This is a genomic window from Streptomyces sp. CBMA29 (genome assembly GCF_014596445.1).
Taxonomy (GTDB): Bacteria; Actinomycetota; Actinomycetes; order Streptomycetales; family Streptomycetaceae; genus Actinacidiphila.
Genome location: NZ_MECL01000227.1, coordinates 36865 through 57793 on the forward strand (window position 1 = coordinate 36865; position 20929 = coordinate 57793).

General features: G+C 71.2%; 19 protein-coding genes. 5 read left to right on the forward strand and 14 right to left on the reverse strand.

Annotated elements, in window-relative coordinates; translation table 11 throughout:
• Position 1 precedes the first annotated feature (1 nt).
• Together BGM09_RS31795 and BGM09_RS31800 are read right to left on the reverse strand one after the other, a co-directional pair.
• Positions 2–724 carry a gamma-glutamyl-gamma-aminobutyrate hydrolase family protein gene (locus BGM09_RS31795; RefSeq protein ID WP_317452972.1) on the reverse strand — a complete coding sequence of 241 codons (723 nt, stop codon included), beginning with the start codon at positions 722–724 and terminating at the stop codon, positions 2–4.
• 72 nt (positions 725–796) lie between these two features.
• The gene (locus tag BGM09_RS31800; protein WP_188285234.1) at positions 797–1582 is read right to left on the reverse strand and encodes a FadR/GntR family transcriptional regulator; all 786 of its coding nucleotides are present in this window, start codon (positions 1580–1582) and stop codon (positions 797–799) included.
• 120 nt (positions 1583–1702) lie between these two features.
• Here BGM09_RS31800 and BGM09_RS31805 point away from each other — a divergent pair, with 120 nt between their 5' ends.
• Genes BGM09_RS31805 through BGM09_RS31815 form a run of 3 tightly spaced genes read left to right on the forward strand, consistent with a single transcriptional unit; the run spans position 1703 to position 5271 of the window.
• Positions 1703–3076 carry a glutamine synthetase family protein gene (locus BGM09_RS31805; protein WP_188285199.1) on the forward strand — a complete coding sequence of 458 codons (1374 nt, stop codon included), beginning with the start codon at positions 1703–1705 and terminating at the stop codon, positions 3074–3076.
• A gap of 11 nt (positions 3077–3087) precedes the next feature.
• The gene (locus BGM09_RS31810) at positions 3088–4449 is read left to right on the forward strand and encodes an aldehyde dehydrogenase family protein (RefSeq protein ID WP_188285200.1); all 1362 of its coding nucleotides are present in this window, start codon (positions 3088–3090) and stop codon (positions 4447–4449) included.
• 6 nt (positions 4450–4455) lie between these two features.
• A complete protein-coding gene (locus tag BGM09_RS31815; protein WP_188285201.1) occupies positions 4456–5271 on the forward strand; it encodes a 3-oxoacyl-ACP reductase in 816 nt (271 codons plus the stop codon).
• Positions 5272–5296: 25 nt separating this feature from the next.
• Here BGM09_RS31815 and BGM09_RS31820 read toward each other — a convergent pair whose 3' ends face one another.
• From BGM09_RS31820 to BGM09_RS31830, 3 genes are all read right to left on the reverse strand, one after another.
• A complete protein-coding gene (locus tag BGM09_RS31820; RefSeq protein WP_188285202.1) occupies positions 5297–5944 on the reverse strand; it encodes a vitamin K epoxide reductase family protein in 648 nt (215 codons plus the stop codon).
• Positions 5945–6045: 101 nt separating this feature from the next.
• Positions 6046–7335 carry a histidine--tRNA ligase gene (gene hisS, locus BGM09_RS31825; RefSeq protein WP_188285235.1) on the reverse strand — a complete coding sequence of 430 codons (1290 nt, stop codon included), beginning with the start codon at positions 7333–7335 and terminating at the stop codon, positions 6046–6048.
• Entirely contained in the window at positions 7329–8039 is a 711-nt protein-coding gene (locus BGM09_RS31830) for an MBL fold metallo-hydrolase (RefSeq protein WP_188285203.1), read from the reverse strand. Before BGM09_RS31830 ends, hisS begins: the two co-directional genes overlap by 7 nt.
• 266 nt (positions 8040–8305) lie before the next feature.
• On the opposite strand from BGM09_RS31830, the gene BGM09_RS31835 reads away from it, so the two are divergent.
• Both BGM09_RS31835 and BGM09_RS31840 read left to right on the forward strand, forming a co-directional pair.
• The gene (locus BGM09_RS31835) at positions 8306–9160 is read left to right on the forward strand and encodes a peptidylprolyl isomerase (protein ID WP_188285204.1); all 855 of its coding nucleotides are present in this window, start codon (positions 8306–8308) and stop codon (positions 9158–9160) included.
• A 143-nt stretch (positions 9161–9303) separates the two neighbouring features.
• On the forward strand, positions 9304–10533 hold the full coding sequence (locus tag BGM09_RS31840) for a DUF349 domain-containing protein (protein ID WP_188285205.1): 1230 nt from the start codon (positions 9304–9306) through the stop codon (positions 10531–10533).
• Positions 10534–10602: 69 nt separating this feature from the next.
• Here the strand turns inward: BGM09_RS31840 and BGM09_RS31845 are convergent, their stop codons facing one another.
• From BGM09_RS31845 to BGM09_RS31885, 9 genes are all read right to left on the reverse strand, one after another.
• Positions 10603–12933, reverse strand: coding sequence for a RelA/SpoT family protein (locus BGM09_RS31845; RefSeq protein ID WP_188285236.1), 2331 nt, complete (start codon positions 12931–12933; stop codon positions 10603–10605).
• 360 nt (positions 12934–13293) lie between these two features.
• Complete coding sequence (locus BGM09_RS31850) at positions 13294–13854, reverse strand: adenine phosphoribosyltransferase (protein ID WP_188285206.1); 561 nt, start codon at positions 13852–13854, stop codon at positions 13294–13296.
• Between the two features lie 131 nt (positions 13855–13985).
• Positions 13986–15176, reverse strand: coding sequence for a protein translocase subunit SecF (gene secF, locus BGM09_RS31855; protein WP_188285207.1), 1191 nt, complete (start codon positions 15174–15176; stop codon positions 13986–13988).
• Positions 15176–16942, reverse strand: coding sequence for a protein translocase subunit SecD (gene secD, locus BGM09_RS31860; RefSeq protein ID WP_188285208.1), 1767 nt, complete (start codon positions 16940–16942; stop codon positions 15176–15178). Before secD ends, secF begins: the two co-directional genes overlap by 1 nt.
• Positions 16943–17021: 79 nt before the next feature.
• Positions 17022–17495, reverse strand: coding sequence for a preprotein translocase subunit YajC (yajC, locus tag BGM09_RS31865; RefSeq protein WP_188285209.1), 474 nt, complete (start codon positions 17493–17495; stop codon positions 17022–17024).
• 163 nt (positions 17496–17658) lie between these two features.
• Positions 17659–18723, reverse strand: coding sequence for a Holliday junction branch migration DNA helicase RuvB (gene ruvB / locus BGM09_RS31870; protein WP_188285210.1), 1065 nt, complete (start codon positions 18721–18723; stop codon positions 17659–17661).
• A gap of 84 nt (positions 18724–18807) precedes the next feature.
• On the reverse strand, positions 18808–19419 hold the full coding sequence (gene ruvA / locus BGM09_RS31875) for a Holliday junction branch migration protein RuvA (protein ID WP_188285211.1): 612 nt from the start codon (positions 19417–19419) through the stop codon (positions 18808–18810).
• A complete protein-coding gene (gene ruvC / locus BGM09_RS31880) occupies positions 19416–19955 on the reverse strand; it encodes a crossover junction endodeoxyribonuclease RuvC (RefSeq protein ID WP_188285212.1) in 540 nt (179 codons plus the stop codon). Before ruvC ends, ruvA begins: the two co-directional genes overlap by 4 nt.
• A gap of 174 nt (positions 19956–20129) precedes the next feature.
• The gene (locus tag BGM09_RS31885; protein ID WP_188285213.1) at positions 20130–20882 is read right to left on the reverse strand and encodes a YebC/PmpR family DNA-binding transcriptional regulator; all 753 of its coding nucleotides are present in this window, start codon (positions 20880–20882) and stop codon (positions 20130–20132) included.
• Positions 20883–20929: the final 47 nt, after the last annotated feature.

Consider the following 20929-nt stretch of genomic DNA (forward strand, 5'->3'; position numbering starts at 1 on the left):
CCTATGTGCTGGGTGTGACAGCCCGGTCCGCGGCGGCGGCGAGCAGGGCGTGGACCAGGCGCGGGTCGGTGCCGTTCTCGGGGTGCCACTGGACGCCGAGGACGAAGCGCTCGCCTGGTGCCTCGACGGCCTCCACGGTGCCGTCGTCGGCGTGCGCGGCGGCGGTGAGGCCGTCGCCGAGACGGTCGACGGCCTGGTGGTGGTAGGTGGGCACGTCCTGGGGGCCCGGCAGTACGCGGGCCAGCAGGGTGCCGGGCACGGGCGTGACGCGGTGCTCGCCGAAGACGCCGGGCTCGGGGGCGTGGGCGTCGTGGCCGACGCGGTCCGGCAGGTGCTGGACGAGCGTGCCGCCGTACAGCGCGTTCATGAGCTGCATGCCGCGGCAGATCCCGAGGACGGGGGTGGCCGCGTCCAGGGCGGCGCGCAGGACGGCCGACTCCCAGCCGTCGCGCTCCGGTGCGGGCGGCCCGGTGCGCGGGTGGCGCGGTTCGCCGTAGCGCTCGGGTGCGATGTCCGGGCCGCCCGCCACGATCACCGCGTCCATCCGCGCGACGGCCGCCGGTGCGCGCCCGGCCGCGTCGGGCGGCAGCAGGACGGCGACGGCGCCCGCGGCCTGCACCAGGCGCGGATAGGTGGCGGGCAGCAGGACGGCGGAGGTGTCCCACAGCCCCCAGCGCGCCCGCTCCAGATAGGTGGTGACCCCCACCAGCAGCGTCCTCGGCACCGTCCCCGTCCTCCCGCGTCGGCCAATGGTCCGGACCCGTACCTTAACCGGCGCGATTCGTCCGCCCCGCGCTCAGCACAGAAAGCCCCGCAACAGCGAGGCCGTGCCCGCGAGGTGCTGCCGCATCGTCTGCCGCGCCCGCGCTTCGTCGGCGGCCAGGACGGCGGCGACCAGGGCGGCGTGCTGACCCTGGGAGTGCTCGATGTTGCGGACCAGCATGGGGATGCCGTCCAGGAGTTGGTTGACCCGGGCCCGGACGGCGGCGTACTGGCGGGCCAGCGAGGGGGAGCCGGACAGCTCGGCTATCGCGAGGTGGAGGAGCGTGTCGGCGCGCCGGTAGTCCTCGATGGGGGCGTCCCCGGTGGCGCGCAGCCGGGCCCGCAGCAGGTCGGCGTCCGCACCGGTGAGGCGCGCGCGGGCGCAGAGCCCGGCGGCGCCCACCTCCAGGACCTCGCGGAAGCGGAGCACGTCGTCCAGACCCGCCGCGTCCAGACCCGCCGCGCCCAGGCCCGCCGCGTCCAGGGGCAGGGCGTCCGCGCCGGGCGGCCTCGGCCGGACGAAGGTGCCGCCCTGGCGACCGCGGCGGCTCTCGACCAGGCCCTCCTCGTGCAGCACGCGCAGCGCCTCGCGCAGGGTGACCCGGCTGATCGCCAGCCGCCCGGCGAGTTCCCGCTCCGGGGGCAGCCGGCCGCCCGCGGGGACCAGGCCGAGGCGGACCACTTGGAGCAGCCGCTCCACGGCTTCCTCGAAGCCGTTGCCGCCGCGCACCGGCCGAAGCACCGTGTCGAGTGGGTCGGCGGCCCGCGCCGGAGGCTCCGCCGGCCGCCCGGCCGTCGCCTGGGCCGTCGGCTCGCCCATCGGATCTGCCATCGCCTCGGCCATCGGGTCCGTCATCCGCTCCGTCATGGCGAGGCCCCCTTCCCTTCAATGGTTCACACCCATACCTTAAGTCTTCCGACCGATCCGAGAGGTTCCGCTGTGGCAGAACACACTCCAGCCCTGTCCGTCGGCGCGCTCCGCTCGCTGGTGGCGGCGGGCGAGATCCACACCGTCGTCCTGGCTTTCACCGACATGCAGGGGCGGCTCCAGGGCAAGCGGTTCGCGGCTCCGTTCTTCCTGGAGGAGGTGCTGCCGCACGGCTCGGAGGGCTGCAATTACCTGCTCGCCGTCGACGTCGACCTCAATACGGTGGACGGCTACGCGATGTCGTCCTGGGAGCGGGGCTACGGCGACTTCGCGATGCGCCCCGACCCCACGACGCTGCGCCGCATTCCCTGGCAGGACGGCACCGCGCTGCTGCTGGCCGATCTGACGTGGGAGGACGGCAGCCCGGTCAGCGCCTCGCCGCGGCAGATCCTGCGGCAGCAGCTCGACCGGCTCGCAGGACACGGCCTGACCGCGCACGCGGGCACCGAGCTGGAGTTCCTGGTCTTCCGCGACACCTACGAACGGGCGTGGGACAGCGGCTACCGCGGGCTGACCCCGGCCAACCAGTACAACGCCGACTACTCGGTGCTGGCCACCGCCCGGGTCGAACCGCTGCTGCGCCGCATCCGCAATGAGATGGCGGGCGCCGGGCTGGTCCCGGAGTCCGCGAAGGGCGAGTGCAACCTCGGCCAGCACGAGGTGGTGTTCCGCTACGACGAGGCGCTGACCACCTGCGACCAGCACAGCGTCTACAAGACCGGCGCCAAGGAGATCGCCTCGCAGGAGGGCATGGCGGTCACCTTCATGGCGAAGTTCAACGAGCGCGAGGGCAACTCCTGCCATATCCACCTGTCGCTGCGGGACGCGGACGGCGCCCCTGCGATGGCCGACCCCGAGGACCACTCCCCCACCGCGATGTCCCCGCTGATGCGGCACTTCCTGGCCGGACAGCTCGCCGCCCTGCGGGAGTTCTCGCTGTTCTTCGCGCCGAACATCAACTCCTACAAGCGCTTCCGCCCCGGCTCCTTCGCGCCCACCGCGGTCGCCTGGGGCCGGGACAACCGCACCTGCGCGCTGCGCGTGGTCGGCCACGGCCCCTCGCTGCGGCTGGAGAACCGGGTGCCCGGCGGCGACGTGAACCCGTATCTGGCGGTCGCCGCGATGGTCGCCGCCGGACTGCACGGCGTCGAGCGGGAGTTGGAACTGCCGGAGCCGTGTACGGGCAACGCCTACACGGAGTCGTACGAGCAGGTGCCCGGATCGCTGCGGGAGGCCGCCGAGCTGTGGTCGGGCAGCGACCTGGCCCGCGAGGTGTTCGGCCCCGAGGTCGTCGCGCACTACGCGAACATGGCGCGGATCGAGCAGCGGCAGTTCGACACCGCGGTCACGGACTGGGAGCGGTTCCGCTCCTTCGAGCGGATGTAGGGGCGGACGGGATGCGGGAGAGCCACGACGTACTCAACCCCGCCACCGAGGAGGTCGTCGCGACGGTCGCGGCGACCTCCCCGGAGGGCGTGGACGCGGCGGTCGCCGCCGCGGTGCGGGCCCAGCGGGGCTGGGCCGCGCTCGCGCCGGGTGAACGCGCCCGGCTGCTGCGGCGATTCGCCGCCGAGGTCGACGCGCACCTGGAGGAACTGGCCGCGCTGGAGGTGCGGGAGGCGGGCCACACCGTGGGCAACGCCCGCTGGGAGGCGGGCAACGTCCGGGACCTGCTGGAGTACGCGGCGGGCGGTGTCGAGCGCCTGACTGGCCGTCAGATCCCGGTGGCGGGCGGCCTCGACCTGACCTTCCACGAACCGCTCGGCGTGGTCGGCGTCATCGTGCCGTGGAACTTCCCGATGCCGATCGCCGCCTGGGGCTTCGCCCCCGCGCTGGCCGCGGGCAACGCCGTCGTGCTCAAGCCCGCGGAGACCACCCCGCTGACCGCCCTGCGGCTGGCCGAACTCGGCCTGGCCGCCGGGCTGCCCGAGGGCCTGTTCCAGGTGGTGCCCGGCGCGGGTCCCGTCGCCGGGGCGCGGCTGGTCGACCACCCCGACGTACGGAAGATCGTCTTCACCGGTTCCACCGCGGTCGGCAAGCGGATCATGGAGCGGTGCGCGGCCCAAGTGAAGCGGCTCACGCTGGAGTTGGGCGGCAAGAGCCCCAACATCGTCTTCGCGGACGCCGATCTGGAACGCGCCGCGGACCCGATGGCGTTCCTGGACAACGCGGGCCAGGACTGCTGCGCCCGCACCCGGCTGCTGGTGCAGCGCGAGGTCTACGACCGCTTCCTCGACCTGCTGGCCTCCGGCGTGCGGGCGGTGCGGGTCGGCGACCCGGCGGACCCGGCGACCGCGATGGGCCCGCTGATCTCGGCGGTCCAGCGCGAGCGGGTCCGCGGCTATGTCACGCCCGAACTCCCGGTCGTGGCACGGGGTTCCGCGCCCGAGGGCCCCGGCTTCTGGTACCCGCCGACGGTGCTCGCCCCGGACGGCCCCGGCGTGCCGGCGGCCACCGAGGAGATCTTCGGCCCGGTGGCGGTCGTGCTGCCCTTCGACGACGAGGCGCACGCGCTGCGGCTGGCGAACGCGACGCCGTACGGCCTGTCCGGCTCGCTGTGGACCCGCGACCTCGGCCGCGCGCTGCGGCTCGCGCGCGGTGTCGCGGCGGGGAATCTGTCCGTCAACTCGCACAGCAGTGTGCGCTATTGGACGCCCTTCGGCGGCTTCAAGCAGTCGGGGCTCGGCCGCGAGCTGGGACCCGACGCGCTCGCCGCGTTCACCGAGACCAAGAACGTCTTCATCGGCACCGAGGAGTAGCAGCCCATGTCCGACACCACAGGCACCACCACGGTCCCCGAGGAGGGCGCGCCGGTCTGCCGCCGCCTCGTCGGCCGTACCGCCGTCATCACCGGCGGCGGCAGCGGCATCGGCCTGGCCACGGCGCGGCGGTTCGCCGCGGAGGGGGCCAGGGTCGTGGTCGCCGACATCGACCGGGACAGCGGGCGGGCGGCGGCCGAGGAGACCGGCGGGCTCTTCGTCGCCACCGACGTGACCGACCCGGAGCAGGTCGAGGCGCTGTTCACGGCCGCCCACGACACCTACGGCTCGGTCGACATCGCCTTCAACAACGCGGGGATCTCACCGCCCGACGACGACTCGATCCTCACCACCGGCCTGGACGCGTGGCGCCGGGTGCAGGAGGTCAATCTGACGTCGGTCTACCTGTGCTGCAAGGCCGCGCTGCCGTACATGCGGCGGCAGGGCAAGGGGGCGATCATCAACACCGCGTCGTTCGTGGCGGTGATGGGCGCGGCGACCTCGCAGATCTCGTACACCGCGTCCAAGGGCGGGGTGCTGGCGATGACGCGGGAGCTGGGCGTGCAGTTCGCCCGCGAGGGAATCCGGGTGAACGCGCTGTGCCCCGGACCCGTCGACACCCCGCTGCTGCGCGAGCTGTTCGCGAAGGACCCGGAGCGGGCGGCGCGGCGGCTGGTGCACATTCCGCTGGGGCGGTTCGCGGCGGCCGAGGAGATCGCCGCCGCCGTGGCGTTCCTGGCCAGCGACGACGCCGGATTCATCACCGCCGCCGAGTTCCTGGTGGACGGCGGCATCTCCGGCGCCTACGTCACGCCGCTGTAGCGGGCGGGCCGCTCGGCGGGTCCGCTCAGACCAGCGTCTTCCAGTACGACCACCAGCGGGTCAGGATCAGCAGGATGAGCACCCCGTACCAGAGCACCGGCACGACCCAGTGGAACTCCAGCACGGCGGTGCGCGCGCCTTCCGGCACCTTGATGATCCGGTGCTTGACGTTGTGCACCGCCGTGTACCAGAACGCGGCGATGGTCGCGACCCAGGCGAGGCTGCACCACAGGCAGAGCGAGCCGATGCTGTACAGCGACTGGTACTGGAGCCAGGTGACGAAGCCGACACCGAACAGGGTGCCCGCCTGGAGGCCGAGCCAGAACCAGGGGCGGTAGCGGGCACCGGCCAGGATGCCCATCGCGACGCAGATCATCACGGGGTAGGCGATCATGCCGATCATCGGGTTCGGGAAGCCGAACGCGTGGGCCTGGTCGCTCTTCATGATGTTGCCGCAGGAGATGATCGGGTTCAGGCTGCACGCGGGCGTGTAGTTCGGGTCTTCCAGCAGCTTGAACTTGTCATCGGTGATCACGAACGACGCGACGGTGCCGAGGATTCCGCAGATCAGCAGCAGCCAGGTGAAACCGCGCCCCGCTCCGATGCCTTCGACGGGCTGCCGGTCGTCGCTGCCGCCGTCCGTACGCGTCTCGTCCAACGCGGAAGTCGTCATGATCGCCGATCTCTTAGGTCGTGGGGAGCGGGCACCCAACATTGTGCACCAGGGCGGTCAGGACTGGATAAGACCTGCACGCCCTGGTACACGGAAGAGGGTCAAACGAGCCGCGCCTTGACGCTCGCGACCACCTCGGCGAGCGGAACCGCCGTCTGCTCGCCGCTGCCCAGGTCCTTGAGCTGGACGACGCCCTCGGCGAGGTCCCGCTCCCCCGCGACCAGCGCGAATCTGGCGCCGGAGCGGTTCGCGGACTTCATCGCGTTCTTCATGCCCTTGCCGCCGAAGGCGAAGTCCGCGGCGACCCCGGCCCTGCGCAGCGCGGTGACCGTGCCGAACAGCGCCCGGCGCGCCTCGTCGCCGAGCGGTACGGCGTAGACGTCGGTGACCGCGGGAAGGGCCAGTTCCACGCCCTCGGAGCGCAGCGCGAGCACCGTACGGTCCACGCCCAGCGCCCAGCCGACCGACGGCAGCGCCGGGCCGCCGATCATCTCGGACAGCCCGTCGTAGCGCCCGCCGCCGCCGACCGCGGACTGCGAGCCGAGCCCGTCGTGGACGAATTCGAAGGTGGTGCGGGTGTAGTAGTCCAGGCCGCGCACCAGCCGGGGGTCGTCCTCGAAGGCCACGCCCGCCTCGGTCAGCAGCGCGCGCACCTCCTCGTGGTACGCCTTGCACGCCTCGCACAGGTGGTCGCGGATCAGCGGCGCGTCGGCGAGCTGCTTCTGTACGGAGTCGCGCTTGTCGTCGAGCACCCGCAGCGGATTGATCTCGATCCGGGCGCGGGTCTCCTCGTCCAGGTCCAGGCCGCGCAGGAAGTCCTGGAGGGCGGCCCGGTAGACCGGACGGCACTCGCGGTCGCCGAGTGAGTTGAGCAGCAGCCGGAAATTCCGCAGCCCGAGGTCGGTGTACGCGTCCACCGCCAGGATGATCAGCTCCGCGTCGAGCAGCGGGTCCTCGGCGCCGATCGCCTCGGCGCCGACCTGCGAGAAGTGCCGGTAGCGGCCCGCCTGCGGGCGCTCGTAGCGGTAGTACGAGCCGGAGTACCAGAGCTTGACCGGCAGATTCCCCGTCTTGTGCAGATTGGCCTGGAGGGCCGCGCGCAGGACGGAGGCGGTGCCCTCGGGGCGCAGCGCCAGTTCGCTGCCGCCCTTGGTGGTGAGGGTGAACATCTCCTTGGTCACGATGTCGGTGGACTCGCCGACACCGCGGGAGAACAGCTCGACGTTCTCGAAACCGGGGGTCTCGACATAGCCGTAACCGGCCCGGCGGGCGGGCGCGGCGATGGCCTCGCGCACCGCGAGGAACACCGCGGAGTCGGGCGGCAGCAGGTCGTAGGTGCCCTTGGGGGCCTGGAACGCGCGTACGGCGGAACTCACTGAATCCGTCACAATCCTCGTCGCGGAGCCGGGTCTGCGGCTCCTGGGCCGCGGGCCGCCTCGCCCAGGTAGGGGTTGGCGGCGCGCTCGCGGCCGATGGTCGTCTGGGGGCCGTGTCCTGAGAGCACCACGGTCGAGTCGTCGAGCGGCAGGCACACACGGGCCAGCGACTCGTACAGCTCGGCCATGGAGCCGCCGGGCAGGTCGGTGCGTCCGACGGAGCCGGCGAAGAGCAGGTCACCGGAGAACAGCACCGACGGGATGTCCGTGGTCTCGGGCAGCCTGAACGTCACCGACCCCCTGGTATGGCCGGGCGCGTGCGCGACGGAGAACTCCAGGCCCGCCAGCGTCAGCGCGGCGCCGTCGGCCAGTTCCTTGACGTCGTCGGGCTCGCCGATGGTCAGCTCCCCCATCAGCGGCTGCCCGATGGCGCGGCCGAGCGCCTTCTCGGGGTCGCTGAGCATGTACCGGTCCTCGGGGTGGATCCAGGCGGGCACGTCGTGCGCGCCGCAGACCGGTACGACGGAGGCGACATGGTCGATGTGGCCGTGGCTGAGGATGACGGCGACGGGCTTCAGTCGGTGCTTGGCGAGCATGTCCTCGACACCCTGGGCCGCGAGGTGGCCCGGGTCGACGATCACGCACTCCTCACCCGCGGCGGGGGCGACCACATAACAATTGGTGCCCCAGGCCCCGGCGGGGAACCCGGCAATGAGCACGTTCGTCCTTCTGTCGTCCGCGGTGTCGGCCGCGGGTGATATCGGCCGTTCACGAGCCTACCGGCCGCCGTACCGCCGCAGCGAACTCGTATTGTGCCCTCATCGGACCGCGTGCGGACTGGACGGGGGACGCGCATGCCGCGAAGATCTGCGGCACGCGTATTCGCGTTCGAGCACACCGCGGCACACGGCCTACGGACAGGTCGTGGACAGCGGAAACACAGTCATCGCACAGCACTCACGAGACACGACCGGGAGACGGCGAAGTGGTCACCAAGGATCAGCGGCGGCGGCAGCTCGCCCGGGAGAAGTTCGAGCGGCAGCAGCAGCGGCGGGTGCAGATGCGCCGCAAGTCGCGGACGCGCACCTCGGTGATCGCCGCCGTGCTCGCCGTGGTCGTCATCGGCGGCGGCTCCGCCTGGGGCCTGGGCGCCTTCGACAGCGGAGGCAAGAAGAAGACCACGGACGACGCGGCGGCCAACGCCAGCACGTCGCCGTCGGCGACCCCCTCGAAGGCGCCGGACCCGTGCGGCAAGGCGGACGCGGGCGCGCCGGGCACGGAGCAGTGGAAGACCGAGCCGAAGATGGCGATCGACAAGAGCGCGAAGTACACCTTCACGCTCCAGACGACCTGCGGCTCGATCCCGATCGCGCTGGACGCGGCGAAGGCCCCCGACACCGCGAACTCCTTCAAATTCCTCGCGGACAAGGGCTTCTTCGACCACACCAAGTGCCACCGGCTGACCGCCGAGGGCATCTTCGTCCTCCAGTGCGGCGACCCGACCGGGCAGGGCAACGGCGGCCCCGGCTACACGATCCCGGACGAGAATCTGACGGCGTTCGGCAAGGCCGACGCGCAGAAGACCGTGACGTACCCGGCGGGCACCGTGGCCATGGCCAACACCGGCCAGGCGCACACCGGCGGCAGCCAGTTCTTCCTGGTCTACAAGGACAGCCCGCTGGCGCCGAGCTACACGCCGTTCGGCACGATCGACGCCGCCGGTATGAAGGTGCTCGACAAAATCGCCGCCGCGGGCGCCCAGCCCGCCGACCAGACGACGGGCAACACCGCCCCGAACGCGACCGTGGTGATCAACAAGGCGACCGTCAGCAAATCCTGATTGGGCCCGCATCGGATGCGGACAGCCGGGGTGCTGGTCGCCTATGTTGGCGTTGGACCGGTCAGGGCGTGCGGCCCAACCGGTGAAATTCTGTGGAAGATGTCCGGCCGTGAGCCGGCCGGGCATCACGTGGAGGAGGCGCTGTGAGCAGCGACCCGTGGGGCCGCGTCGATGAGACGGGGACCGTGTACGTGCGTACGGCCGACGGGGAGAAGGAGGTCGGTTCGTGGCAGGCGGGTTCTCCTGAGGAGGCACTCGCCTACTTCGAGCGCAAGTACGAAGGACTCGTCGTGGAGATCGGCCTCCTCGAACGACGGGTGCGGACCACCGATCTCGCGCCCAAGGACGCGCTGGCCGCGATCGAGCACCTGCGCGTCTCGGTGACCGAGGCGCACGCGGTGGGCGATCTGGCGGCGCTGGGCGAACGGCTGGACGCGCTGGTCGCGCTGGTGGACTCCCGGCGCGAGGAGCGCAAGGCGGCCAGGGCGAAGCAGAGCGAAGAGGCGAAGGTCGCCAAGGAGCAGCTTGTCGCGGAGGCCGAGCAGCTCGCCGAGAGCGAGCAGTGGCGGACCGCGGGCGAGCGGCTGCGCGCCCTGGTCGACACCTGGAAGGGCCTGCCGCGTCTTGACCGCAAGGCGGACGACGAGCTGTGGCACCGCTTCAGCCACGCCCGTTCGGTGTTCTCCAAGCGCCGCAAGGCGCACTTCGCGTCGCTCGACGCGCAGCGCGAGGAGGCCAGGCGGACGAAGGAGAAGCTGGTCACCGAGGCGCAGTCGCTGTCGAATTCGACGGACTGGGGGCCCACCGCGGCCCGCTACCGCGAGCTGATGACGGAGTGGAAGGCCGCCGGGCGTGCGCAGCGCGAGGCCGAGGACGATCTGTGGAACCGCTTCCGCGGCGCCCAGGACGTCTTCTTCGCGGCTCGCTCCGAGGTGTTCGCCGAGCGGGACACCGAGCAGCGCGACAACCTCGCGCTCAAGGAGGAGCTGGTCGTCGAGGCCGAGAAGCTGCTCCCGGTGACCGAGCTGAAGTCGGCGCGTGCCGCCTTCCGCTCGCTCAACGAGCGCTGGGAGGCCATCGGGCACGTGCCGCGGGACGCGCGTCCGCGGATCGAGGCCCGTATGCACGCGGTGGAGCGGGCGCTGGCCGAGTCCGAGGAAGCCGAGTGGCGGCGCACCAACCCCGAGGTCCGGGCGCGGGCGGCCGGTCTGACCGGTCAGCTCCAGGCGGCGGTCGAGAAGCTCCAGAAGCAGATCGACGCGGCGCGCTCCGCGGGGAACACCGCGAAGGCGGACAAGCTCCAGTCGGAGCTCGACGGGCGTCAGGCCCTGCTGGACGCGGCCCTGAAGGGCATGGGCGAGTTCGGCGGCTGAGCCGGTGGGTGGCTGATCGACAGCGGAACGGTTCCCCGCGTCCTGTGAAAGGGCGCGGGGAACCCTTTTTCAGCGCTGGCGGCCCGAGGTCACCCGGTAGACGTCGTAGACGCCCTCCACGCCGCGTACGGCCTTCAGGACGTGACCCAGGTGCTTCGGGTCGCCCATCTCGAAGGTGAAGCGGGAGGTGGCGACGCGGTCGCGGGAGGTCTGGACGGCCGCGGACAGGATGTTGACGTGCTGGTCGGACAGCACCCGGGTGACGTCCGAGAGCAGCCGGGACCGGTCGAGGGCCTCGACCTGGATGGCGACCAGGAAGACCGACGACTGGGTGGGCGCCCACTCCACCTCGATCATCCGCTCGGGCTGCTGCGAGAGCGAGTCCACGTTGACGCAGTCGGCGCGGTGCACCGAAACGCCGTTGCCGCGGGTGACGAAGCCGATGATCGGATCGCCCGGCACCGGGGTGCAGCAGCGGGAGAGCTTGACCCAGACGTCGCTGGCGCCCTTGACGATGACACCGGGGTCGGCGTTGGCCCGCCGCTTGGTACGCCCCTGCGTGGGGGTGGTGATCTCCGCGATGTCCTCGGTGGCGCCCTCTTCGCCGCCGAGCGCGTCGACCAGCTTCTGCACGACGGACTGCGCGGTGATGTGCCCCTCGCCGATCGCCGCGTAGAGCGCGGAGATGTCGGGATAGCGCATCTCGTGCGCGAGGGTGACCAGCGAGTCGCCGGTGAGCACCCGCTGGATCGGCAGATTCTGCTTGCGCATCGCGCGGGCGATGGCTTCCTTGCCCTGCTCGACCGCTTCCTCGCGGCGCTCCTTGGAGAACCAGGCGCGGATCTTGTTGCGCGCCCGCGGCGACTTGACGAAGCCCAGCCAGTCGCGGGACGGCCCGGCTCCCGCGGCCTTGGAGGTGAAGACCTCGACGGTGTCGCCGTTGTCGAGCGTCGACTCCAGCGGTACGAGGCGGCCGTTGACGCGGGCGCCTATGGTCCGGTGGCCGACCTCGGTGTGCACGGCGTACGCGAAGTCCACCGGGGTGGCGCCCGCGGGCAGCGCTATCACGTCGCCCTTGGGCGTGAAGACGAAGACCTCGCTCTGCGAGAGGTCGAAGCGCAGCGACTCCAGGAACTCGCCGGGGTCCTCGGTCTCCTTCTGCCAGTCCAGGAGCTGGCGCAGCCACGCCATGTCGTTGACCGCGTCGTCCTTCTTGTCGGACCGCGGGCTGTCGGTGCGCACCTTGGAGGCGCCCGCCACCGCCTCCTGCTTGTACTTCCAGTGCGCGGCGATGCCGTACTCGGCGCGGCGGTGCATGTCGAAGGTACGGATCTGGAGCTCGACGGGCTTGCCGCTGGGCCCGATGACCGTCGTGTGCAGCGACTGGTACATGTTGAACTTGGGCATCGCGATGTAGTCCTTGAACCGGCCGGGGACCGGATTCCATCGCGCGTGGATGGTGCCGAGCGCCGCGTAGCAGTCGCGGACGGTGTCGACCAGGACGCGGATGCCCACCAGGTCGTAGATCTCCGCGAAGTCCCGGCCGCGGACGATCATCTTCTGGTAGACGCTGTAGTAGTGCTTCGGGCGGCCGGTGACGGTGGCCTTGATCCGGGCGGCGCGCAGGTCCTGCTGCACCTGGTCGGTGACCACGGCGAGGTACTCGTCGCGCTTGGGGGCGCGCTCGGCGACCAGCCGGACGATCTCGTCGTACATCTTGGGGTAGAGGATCGCGAAGGCGAGGTCCTCCAGCTCCCACTTGATGGTGTTCATGCCCAGCCGGTGCGCCAGCGGGGCGTAGATCTCCAGCGTCTCGCGGGCCTTCTTCTCCTGCTTCTCGCGCTTGAGATAGCGCATCGTGCGCATATTGTGCAGCCGGTCGGCGAGCTTGATCACCAGGACGCGGGGGTCCTTGGCCATCGCGACGACCATCTTGCGCACGGTCTCGGCCTGCGCGGCCTCGCCGAATTTGACCTTGTCGAGCTTGGTGACGCCGTCGACCAGCAGCGCCACCTGGTCGCCGAAGTCGCGGCGCAGCGCGTCCAGGCCGTACTCGGTGTCCTCGACGGTGTCGTGCAGCAGCCCGGCCATCAACGTGGCGGGGTCCATGCCCAGCTCGGCGAGGATCGTGGTGACCGCCAGCGGGTGGGTGATGTACGGGTCGCCGCTCTTGCGCTTCTGGCCGCGGTGCCAGCGCTCAGCGACCTGGTAGGCCGCCTCGATCTGCCGGAGCTGCGCGCTGTCGCCCTTGGGGTCGTTGCCCCGCACCACGCGCAGCAGCGGTTCGAGCACCGGGTTGTACGGGCTGGAGCGCTGCACACCGAGCCGGGCGAGGCGGGCGCGGACGCGGCTGGAGGAGGCCCCTGGACGCGTCGGCGCGACGCTGCCGGGCGTACGCACCGGGCGTACGGCGGGCGCGGTCTCTTCGGGCGCGTCGGGCTTGGCGGGCTCGGGAGCGGGCGTGGCCGCGGCGGTCCGGCTGTCGGCGGACGTCCCCGTGCCACCCGTGGCCGGTTCCTTCCCGCCCGCGGCGTCGAGTGGCTGGGCCTGGTCTGGCAAGAGCACTCCTCACGCGGGATAGAGGTTCCATGGTATCGACCTGCGGCGAGAGGCGGGCGCCCGAGCCTGCCGGGCGCCCGCCTCGGGGCCGTGCGCGGGGTCGTACGGGGCCGCACGACGCTGGCAGGAGGCCCGCGCCGGGCCCCGCGGACCCGAATGGCGTACGCGGGCGCCGTACGCCGTTACGCCGTCCGCAGCGCGTCAGATCGCGACGAGGGTGTCCAGCGGGGCGTCTCCCAGGACCGGGGCGAGCCGCGCCCGGCCGCCGAGGAAGCCCAGCTCCAGCAGGACGGCCACGCCCGCGACGGTCGCGCCGGTCCGCCGGATCAGCTCCAGCGAGGCTTCCGCGGTGCCGCCGGTGGCCAGGACGTCGTCGATCACCAGGACCCGGTCGCCCTCGGCGAAGGCGTCGACCTGCACCTCGATCTCGGCGGTGCCGTACTCCAGGTCGTACGACTGCGCCAGGGTCTTTCCGGGCAGTTTGCCCGCCTTGCGGACCGGGACGAAGCCGAGGCCCGCGCGGGCGGCGGCCGGGGCGGCCAGGATGAAGCCGCGGGCTTCGAGGCCGACGACCTTGGTGGCGCCGTGCCGCGCGCACAGGGCGGCGAGCGCGTCCACCAGGGCGCTGAAGGCGACGGGGTCGGCCAGCAGCGGGGTGATGTCCTTGAAGATCACGCCGGGCCGCGGGTAGTCCGGTACATCGCGGATGCGGCCGAGCAGCAGTTCCCTGAGCTCGGCGGAGACTGCGTCCGTGGTGGTCATCGCGCTACTTTCGTCGGTTCATGTCGCGTCGGTTCATGTCGCGTCGGTCGATGAGGGTCGGTCGATGAGGGTCGGGAAACGGAAAATCGCCGCCGCCCGGTCGGTGTCGACCGGGCGGCGGCGATTCACGGTCAGCGCCGCTTGCCCGAGGGGCGGTTGCGGCCACCGCGGGTGCCGCGGTTGGCGGACGCGCCGCGGGTGCCGCCGGAACGGCTGCCCGGGGCGGAGCCCTGGGCCCGCGGGCCCACCACACCGGCACCGGCCGCCGCGGCTTCCGCCTGGTCGTCGCCGTCCCCGTCCTCGGGGTCGGCGGGCTCCTCGCCACGGGCGGCCGCCTCGGCGGCCTTCGTGGCGTCGGAGGCCCGGCGGGCGAGCACCCGCTTGCGGACCTGCTTCATCGCCGGGTCGCGCTCCTTGAGGTCCGCGACGATCGGGGTCGCGATGAAGATCGAGGAGTACGCACCGGCGGTGAGGCCGACGAACAGCGCGAGCGCGATGTCGTTGAGCATGCCCGCGCCGAGGATGCCGCCGCCGATGAAGAGCAGCGCGCCGACCGGCAGCAGGGCGACGACCGTGGTGTTGATCGACCGCACCAGGGTGCCGTTGAGGCTGCGGTTGGCGATCTCGCTGTAGGTGTACCTGTTCTGCTTGGTGATGTCCTTGGTGGACTCCTTCAGACCGTCGAAGACGACGACGGTGTCGTAGAGGGAGTAACCGAGGATGGTGAGCAGACCGATCACCGTGCCGGGTGTGACCTCGAAGCCCACGATGGCGTAGACACCGATCGTGATCGTGAGGTCGTGGAGCAGGGCGATCAGTGCCGCGACGGCCTTGCGCCACTCGAAGGCGATGGCCAGATAGGCGACCACCAGCACCAGGAAGATGATCAGACCCTGAAGGGCCTTGTGGGAGATCTCCTTGCCCCAGCTCGGACCGACGATCTGCGCGTCGATGTCCTTGAGCGGGATGCCCAGTTCCTTGGAGATGTTCTGCTGGACGGTCTTGGACGCCTCGGTGGAGATGTCGCTGACCTGGATGCGGAGCTTTCCGCTGCCCAGCTTCTGGATCGTCGCGTCGTGACCGGCGGTGTGGCCCTCGATCTTGCTCTGCGCGTCCGCGACCGAGATGGAGGTCTTGGCCGTGGTGAAGTCCGCGCCGCCGGAGAACTCGATGCCGAGCTTGAGGCCGTTCACCAGCAGGCCGACCGCGGCGACGACCGTGATCAGGATCGATACGCCGTACCAGATCTTGCGGTGGCCGACGAAGTCGTACGCGATCTCGCCGCGGTGCAGCCGGTGACCGAGATTGCTGAGCTTGGACATCAGGCTTCCTTCGTCTCGGTGGGCCGGTTGTGGCGGACGCTCCGGCGCAGCGGCGCCTGCACGCCGAGCGCCTTGGGGTCGAGACCGGACCACTTGTGGCCCTGAGCGAAGAACGGGCGGCGGGCGAGGATCGTCATCAGCGGCTTGGTGAACAGGAACACCACGACGACGTCGAGCACGGTGGTGAGACCGAGCGTGAACGCGAAGCCCTGGACCTTGCCGACCGTCACGGTGAACAGCACGGCGGCGGCGAGGAAGGACACGAAGTCCGACACCAGGATGGTGCGCCGGGCGCGCGGCCAGCCGCGGGCGACCGCGGGTTGCAGCGAGCGGCCCTCGCGGAGCTCGTCCCTGATCCGTTCGAAGAAGACGATGAACGAGTCGGCGGTGATACCGATGGCGACGATGGCGCCACAGACCGCGGGCAGGTTCAGTGCGAAGCCGATCGCCTCACCGAGCAGACACATGATCGTGTAGGTGAGCGCGCCCGAGACCACGAGGCTCGCGAGCGCCACGAGGCTCAGTCCGCGGTAGTAGGCGAACATGTAGAGCACGACCAGGACGAGGCCGACGGCGCCGGCGATCAGACCGCCGCGGAGCTGCTCGCCACCGAGCGCGGGAGAGACCGTGGTCGTGTCCTGGATGGAGAACGCCAGGGGCAGCGAGCCGTACTTCAGCACGTTCGCCAGGTCCTCGGCGGACTTCTGGGTGAAGCTGCCGGAGATCTGGGCGCTGCCGCCGGGCAGGGCCTGGGAGACCGACGGGGCCGAGACGACGTTGCCGTCCAGGTCGATCGCGAACTGGTTGTTCGGCTGGGCCTGGGAGGCGAGGTCGCCGGTGACCTTGGTGAACTGGCTGGCGCCCTTGGAGTCGAACGTCAGGTTGACGACCCAGCCGTTGCCCTGCTGCGAGTCGAAGTTCGCGCTGGCGCCGGAGACGCGCTTGCCGTCGATCAGCGTCGGGCCGAGCGCGTACTTGATCCACTGGTCGCCCTGCTGACCGCAGGCGACGACCTTGTCACCGGGCTTGGTGCCCTTGCTGGCCGCAGTGCGCTGCGTGGGGTCGGTGCAGTCGAGCTTGTCGAGCTTCGCCTGGAGGTCGGCGGGGATCGACAGGTCGGCGGCGCCGGCGCCGGGGGTGGTCGCCGGGTTGCTGGGTGTCGCGGTGGGCGTCGGTGTCGGCGCCTTGTTCACATTCGACTTCAGCGCGTCGGTGACGGCGCGGCCCTGCGGGCTGGACGTGGTGCTCCCGGTGGCCTTCGGCGTGCCCGTCGCGCTGGGCGTGCCGCTCGGCTTCGGCGTCGTACCGCCGGAGGCCGAGGGGCTGGCCGAGGGATTGGGCGCGGCCGTCGCCGGGTTGCCGTCCGCGGCGGTCAGCACCTGGCGGAAGGCGAGCTGGGCGGTGGTGCCCACCTGCTGCTCGGCCTGGGCGGCGTTGGTGCCCTTGGGGATGTTGACGATGATGTTGTTCGATCCCTGGGTCTGCACCTCCGCCTCGGAGACACCGAGTCCGTTGACACGGCGGTTGATGATGCCGACCGCCGTGTTCATGTTGGACTTGGTGACCGCGTTCCCCTGGTCCGCCTTGGCGGACAGCGTGATGCTGACACCGCCGGCCAGGTCGATGCCCAGTCGGGGAGTGGTGTTGCCGGAGAGGAACATTCCTCCGGTCAGCGCCACCAGGGCGATCACGATCACGGCCAGAGCGCGCCCGGGGTATCCCTGACTCCCCGGGGACGGCCTGCGGCCCTTGTTGGCTGCTGCCACCTTCTTGATTCTCCCTGTCCTACCGGCCCCTGAGCCTGCACGCTCATGGGGTGGCCACGAAGTTGTGAGAGCCGGACCCTTACTTGGACGTGGAGTCGGGGCCGTCCTGCCCCGGCGCGTCCTCGGTCTTGCTCAGATCGATGCTGTGCTCGCCCGAGTCCTTGGCGTCCTTCTTGATGTCGACCGTCGCAGCGGCATCCCCGGAAGCCGCGTCGGCGGTGACGTCACCGTCGGTGTCCTCGGTGTCGTCGTCCTCGATCTCCTCCGGCTCGATGCCGTGCACGATCCGGTTGAACTCCTCTTCGGCCAGTACCGAGCCGATGGCGTTCTTCGCGAAGTGTGCGTGCACCCCGTCCGTCAGCTCAAGGAGGACCGTCTCCTCGTTCACTTCCTTGACCACGGCGTACATGCCACCGATCGTGCGGACGCCCGAGCCGGGCTCCATCTGGTTCCGCATGGACGCGGCCTGGCGCTGCTTGTTCTTGGCCGAGCGCGTCATCATGAACATGACGCCAACGATCAGGACCAAGGGGAGGAGAGTGACGATACTCACGGTCTGGACGTTCCTTCGCACGGCCAACGTGGGGCTGGCCTGGGTTTCGGGATGTGGATGCCGATCCGGAGGAAGGGCGTCGGCGGAGTCTAAGCGCTGGCTCGCCGCCTGAACAACGCCAAGCATGGCACTGGGGTTCCTGAAGGGGCGAGTCTACCGACGGTCACGGTCCGAACAACCCGCTCTGTCCGGGTCCGGCATGATTCTGCGGCGGCACCAGACCGAGGTGCGTCCAGGCCGCGGGAGTGGCCACCCGGCCGCGCGGCGTCCGGGCCAGCAGCCCCTCCCTGACGAGGAACGGCTCGGCGACCTCCTCGACGGTCTCGCGCTCCTCGCCGACCGCCACGGCGAGCGTGGACAGGCCGACGGGGCCGCCGCCGAAGAGCTTGAGCAGCGCCTGGAGCACGGCCCGGTCCAGCCGGTCGAGACCGCGCTCGTCCACCTCGTAGACCTCCAGCGCCTTGGCGGCGATCTCCCGGGTGATCACCCCGTCCGCCCTGACCTGGGCGTAGTCGCGGACCCGGCGCAGCAGCCGGTTGGCGATCCGGGGGGTGCCGCGGGAGCGTCCGGCGATCTCGGCGGCGCCGTCGTCGGCGACCTCGACGTCCAGCAGCCCCGACGAGCGGCGGATGACCTTCTCCAGCTCGGCGGGGGCGTAGAACTCCATGTGGCCGGTGAAGCCGAAGCGGTCCCGCAGCGGGGGCGGAAGCAGTCCGGCCCTGGTGGTGGCGCCGACCAGGGTGAAGGGCGGCAGCTCCAGCGGGATCGCGGTCGCGCCGGGGCCCTTGCCGACGATCACGTCGACCCGGTAGTCCTCCATCGCCATGTAGAGCATTTCCTCGGCGGGCCGTGACATCCGGTGGATCTCGTCGAGGAAGAGCACCTCGCCCTCCTGGAGCGAGGACAGGATCGCGGCGAGGTCGCCCGCGTGCTGGATGGCCGGTCCCGAGGTGATCCGGATGGGCGCGCCCATCTCGGCCGCGATGATCATCGACAGCGTCGTCTTGCCGAGGCCGGGGGCGCCGGAGAGCAGGACGTGGTCCGCGGTGCCCTGGCGCTGCCGGGCGGCCCTGAGCACGAGGTCGAGCTGCTGCCGTACGCGCTCCTGCCCGATGAACTCCCCCAGGTCCTTGGGACGCAGCGCCGCCTCGACCGCCTGGTCCTCATGGTCGGCGGCGGTGCCGACCAGTCGCTCCGGCCGCTCGTCGGTGGCGTCGTCCCAGTTCATGGTTGGTCTCTCGGGTCGGTGTGGGGTCGGCGGTACGGGCCTGCGTCACGGTTACGGGTGCGGCCGACGGCGTCAACAGGGCGGTCAGCGGGTGCGGTTGAGGGTCTGGAGGGCCGCGCGCAGCAGCGCGCCGACGTTCGGCTCCTGCTCGGCCTCGGCCCGCGGGGTGACGGCGGCGACCGCCTCGTCGGCCTCGCGGGTGGCGTAGCCGAGGCCGAGCAGCGCGGCGTGCAGCTGCTCGCGCCAGGAGGTGCCGACCGGGCTGCCGATCCCCCGGTCCGCGCCGGAGCCGACCGGTTCGCCGAGCCGGTCCTTCAGTTCGAGGAGCAGCCGCTGCGCGCCCTTCTTGCCGATGCCGGGCACCGCGGTCAGCGCCTTCTCGTCGCCGACCGCGACCGCGGAGCGCAGCGCGTCCGGGGTGTGCACGGCGAGCATGGTCTGGGCGAGCCTGGGGCCGACTCCGCTGACGGTCTGGAGCAGTTCGAAGACCTGCCGCTCGTCCTCGTCCGCGAAGCCGTAGAGGGTGAGCGAGTCCTCGCGGACCACCAGGGAGGTGGCGAGCTTGGCGGGCTGGCCGATCCGCAGCGCGGCCAGGGTGTTCGGGGCGCACTGGACGGCCATGCCCACGCCGCCGACCTCGATGACCGCGGTGTCGGGGGCGAGCGCGGCGACCTGGCCGCTGACGAAGGCGATCACTTGGCGGACTCCTGGGGTCGTACGGGGCGGTGGGCGGCGATGGCCTGCTGGAGGCGGTTGGTGGCGGCGCCGCGCCAGATGTGACAGATGGCCAGCGCCAGCGCGTCGGCGGCGTCTGCCGGTTTCGGCGGGGCGTCGAGCCGCAGCAGCCGGGTCACCATCGCGCCGACCTGCGCCTTGTCGGCCCGGCCGCTGCCGGTGACGGCGGCCTTGACCTCGCTGGGAGTGTGCAGATGGACGGGCAGACCGCGTCGGGCCGCGCACAGCATGGCGACCGCGCTCGCCTGGGCGGTGCCCATCACGGTGCGCACATTGTGCTGGCTGAAGACCCGTTCCACGGCGACCGCCTCCGGGCGGTGTTCGTCGAGCCACTCCTCGATGCCGCGCTCGATCAGGACCAGCCGGTCGCCGATCTCCGCGTCGGCCGGGGTGCGTACGACGCCGACGCCGACCATCGTCAGCGGGCGTCCGGGGACGCCGTCCACCACTCCGATGCCGCACCGGGTCAGACCCGGGTCCACGCCGAGCACTCGCATGCCGCCCCCTTCCGCGCCCGTCAGCCGCCGTCTTCGCCAACCTGTTCGTGCAGGTTATCGGTTGGGGCCGACAAACAGCGGAGGGGCCGACGGGGTGTGTCCCGTCGGCCCCCACGTGCTGACCGTCCGTCAGGGCCCGCTCGCGCGGCCCCCGTGTCACCGCCTGAGCGCGGCTCAGGCGTCGACCTTCTCCATGACCTCGTCGGAGACGTCGAAGTTGGCGAAGACGTTCTGCACGTCGTCGCTGTCCTCCAGCGCGTCGATGAGCTTGAAGATCTTGCGCGCGCCGTCCTCGTCCAGCTCCACCTGCATGGTGGGCAGGAAGTTGGCGTCGGCCGAGTCGTAGTCGATCCCGGCCTCCTGGAGCGCCTTGCGGACCGGCACCAGGTCGGTGGCCTCGCTGATCACCTCGAAGGACTCACCGAGGTCGTTGACCTCCTCGGCGCCCGCGTCGAGCACCGCGTCCAGCACGTCGTCCTCGCCCAGCTCAGCCTTGGGGACGATCACCACGCCCTTGCGGTTGAACAGGTACGACACCGAGCCCGGATCGGCCATCGAGCCGCCGTTGCGGGTCATGGCCACCCGCACGTCGGACGCGGCGCGGTTGCGGTTGTCGGTCAGGCACTCGATGAGGACCGCGACGCCGTTGGGGCCGTAGCCCTCGTACATGATCGTCTGGTAGTCGGCGCCACCGGCCTCAAGACCGGCGCCGCGCTTGACCGCGCTGTCGATGTTCTTGTTCGGAACCGAGCTCTTCTTCGCCTTCTGGATGGCGTCGAACAGGGTCGGGTTGCCGTCCGGGTCGGCGCCACCGGTCCGCGCCGCGACCTCGATGTTCTTGATCAGCTTCGCGAAGAGCTTGCCGCGCTTGGCATCGATCACGGCCTTCTTGTGCTTGGTCGTAGCCCATTTAGAGTGGCCGGACATCCGACGGTCTCCTTCGCGTCACCAAATGCTGTCTTTCGTCGCGCCGT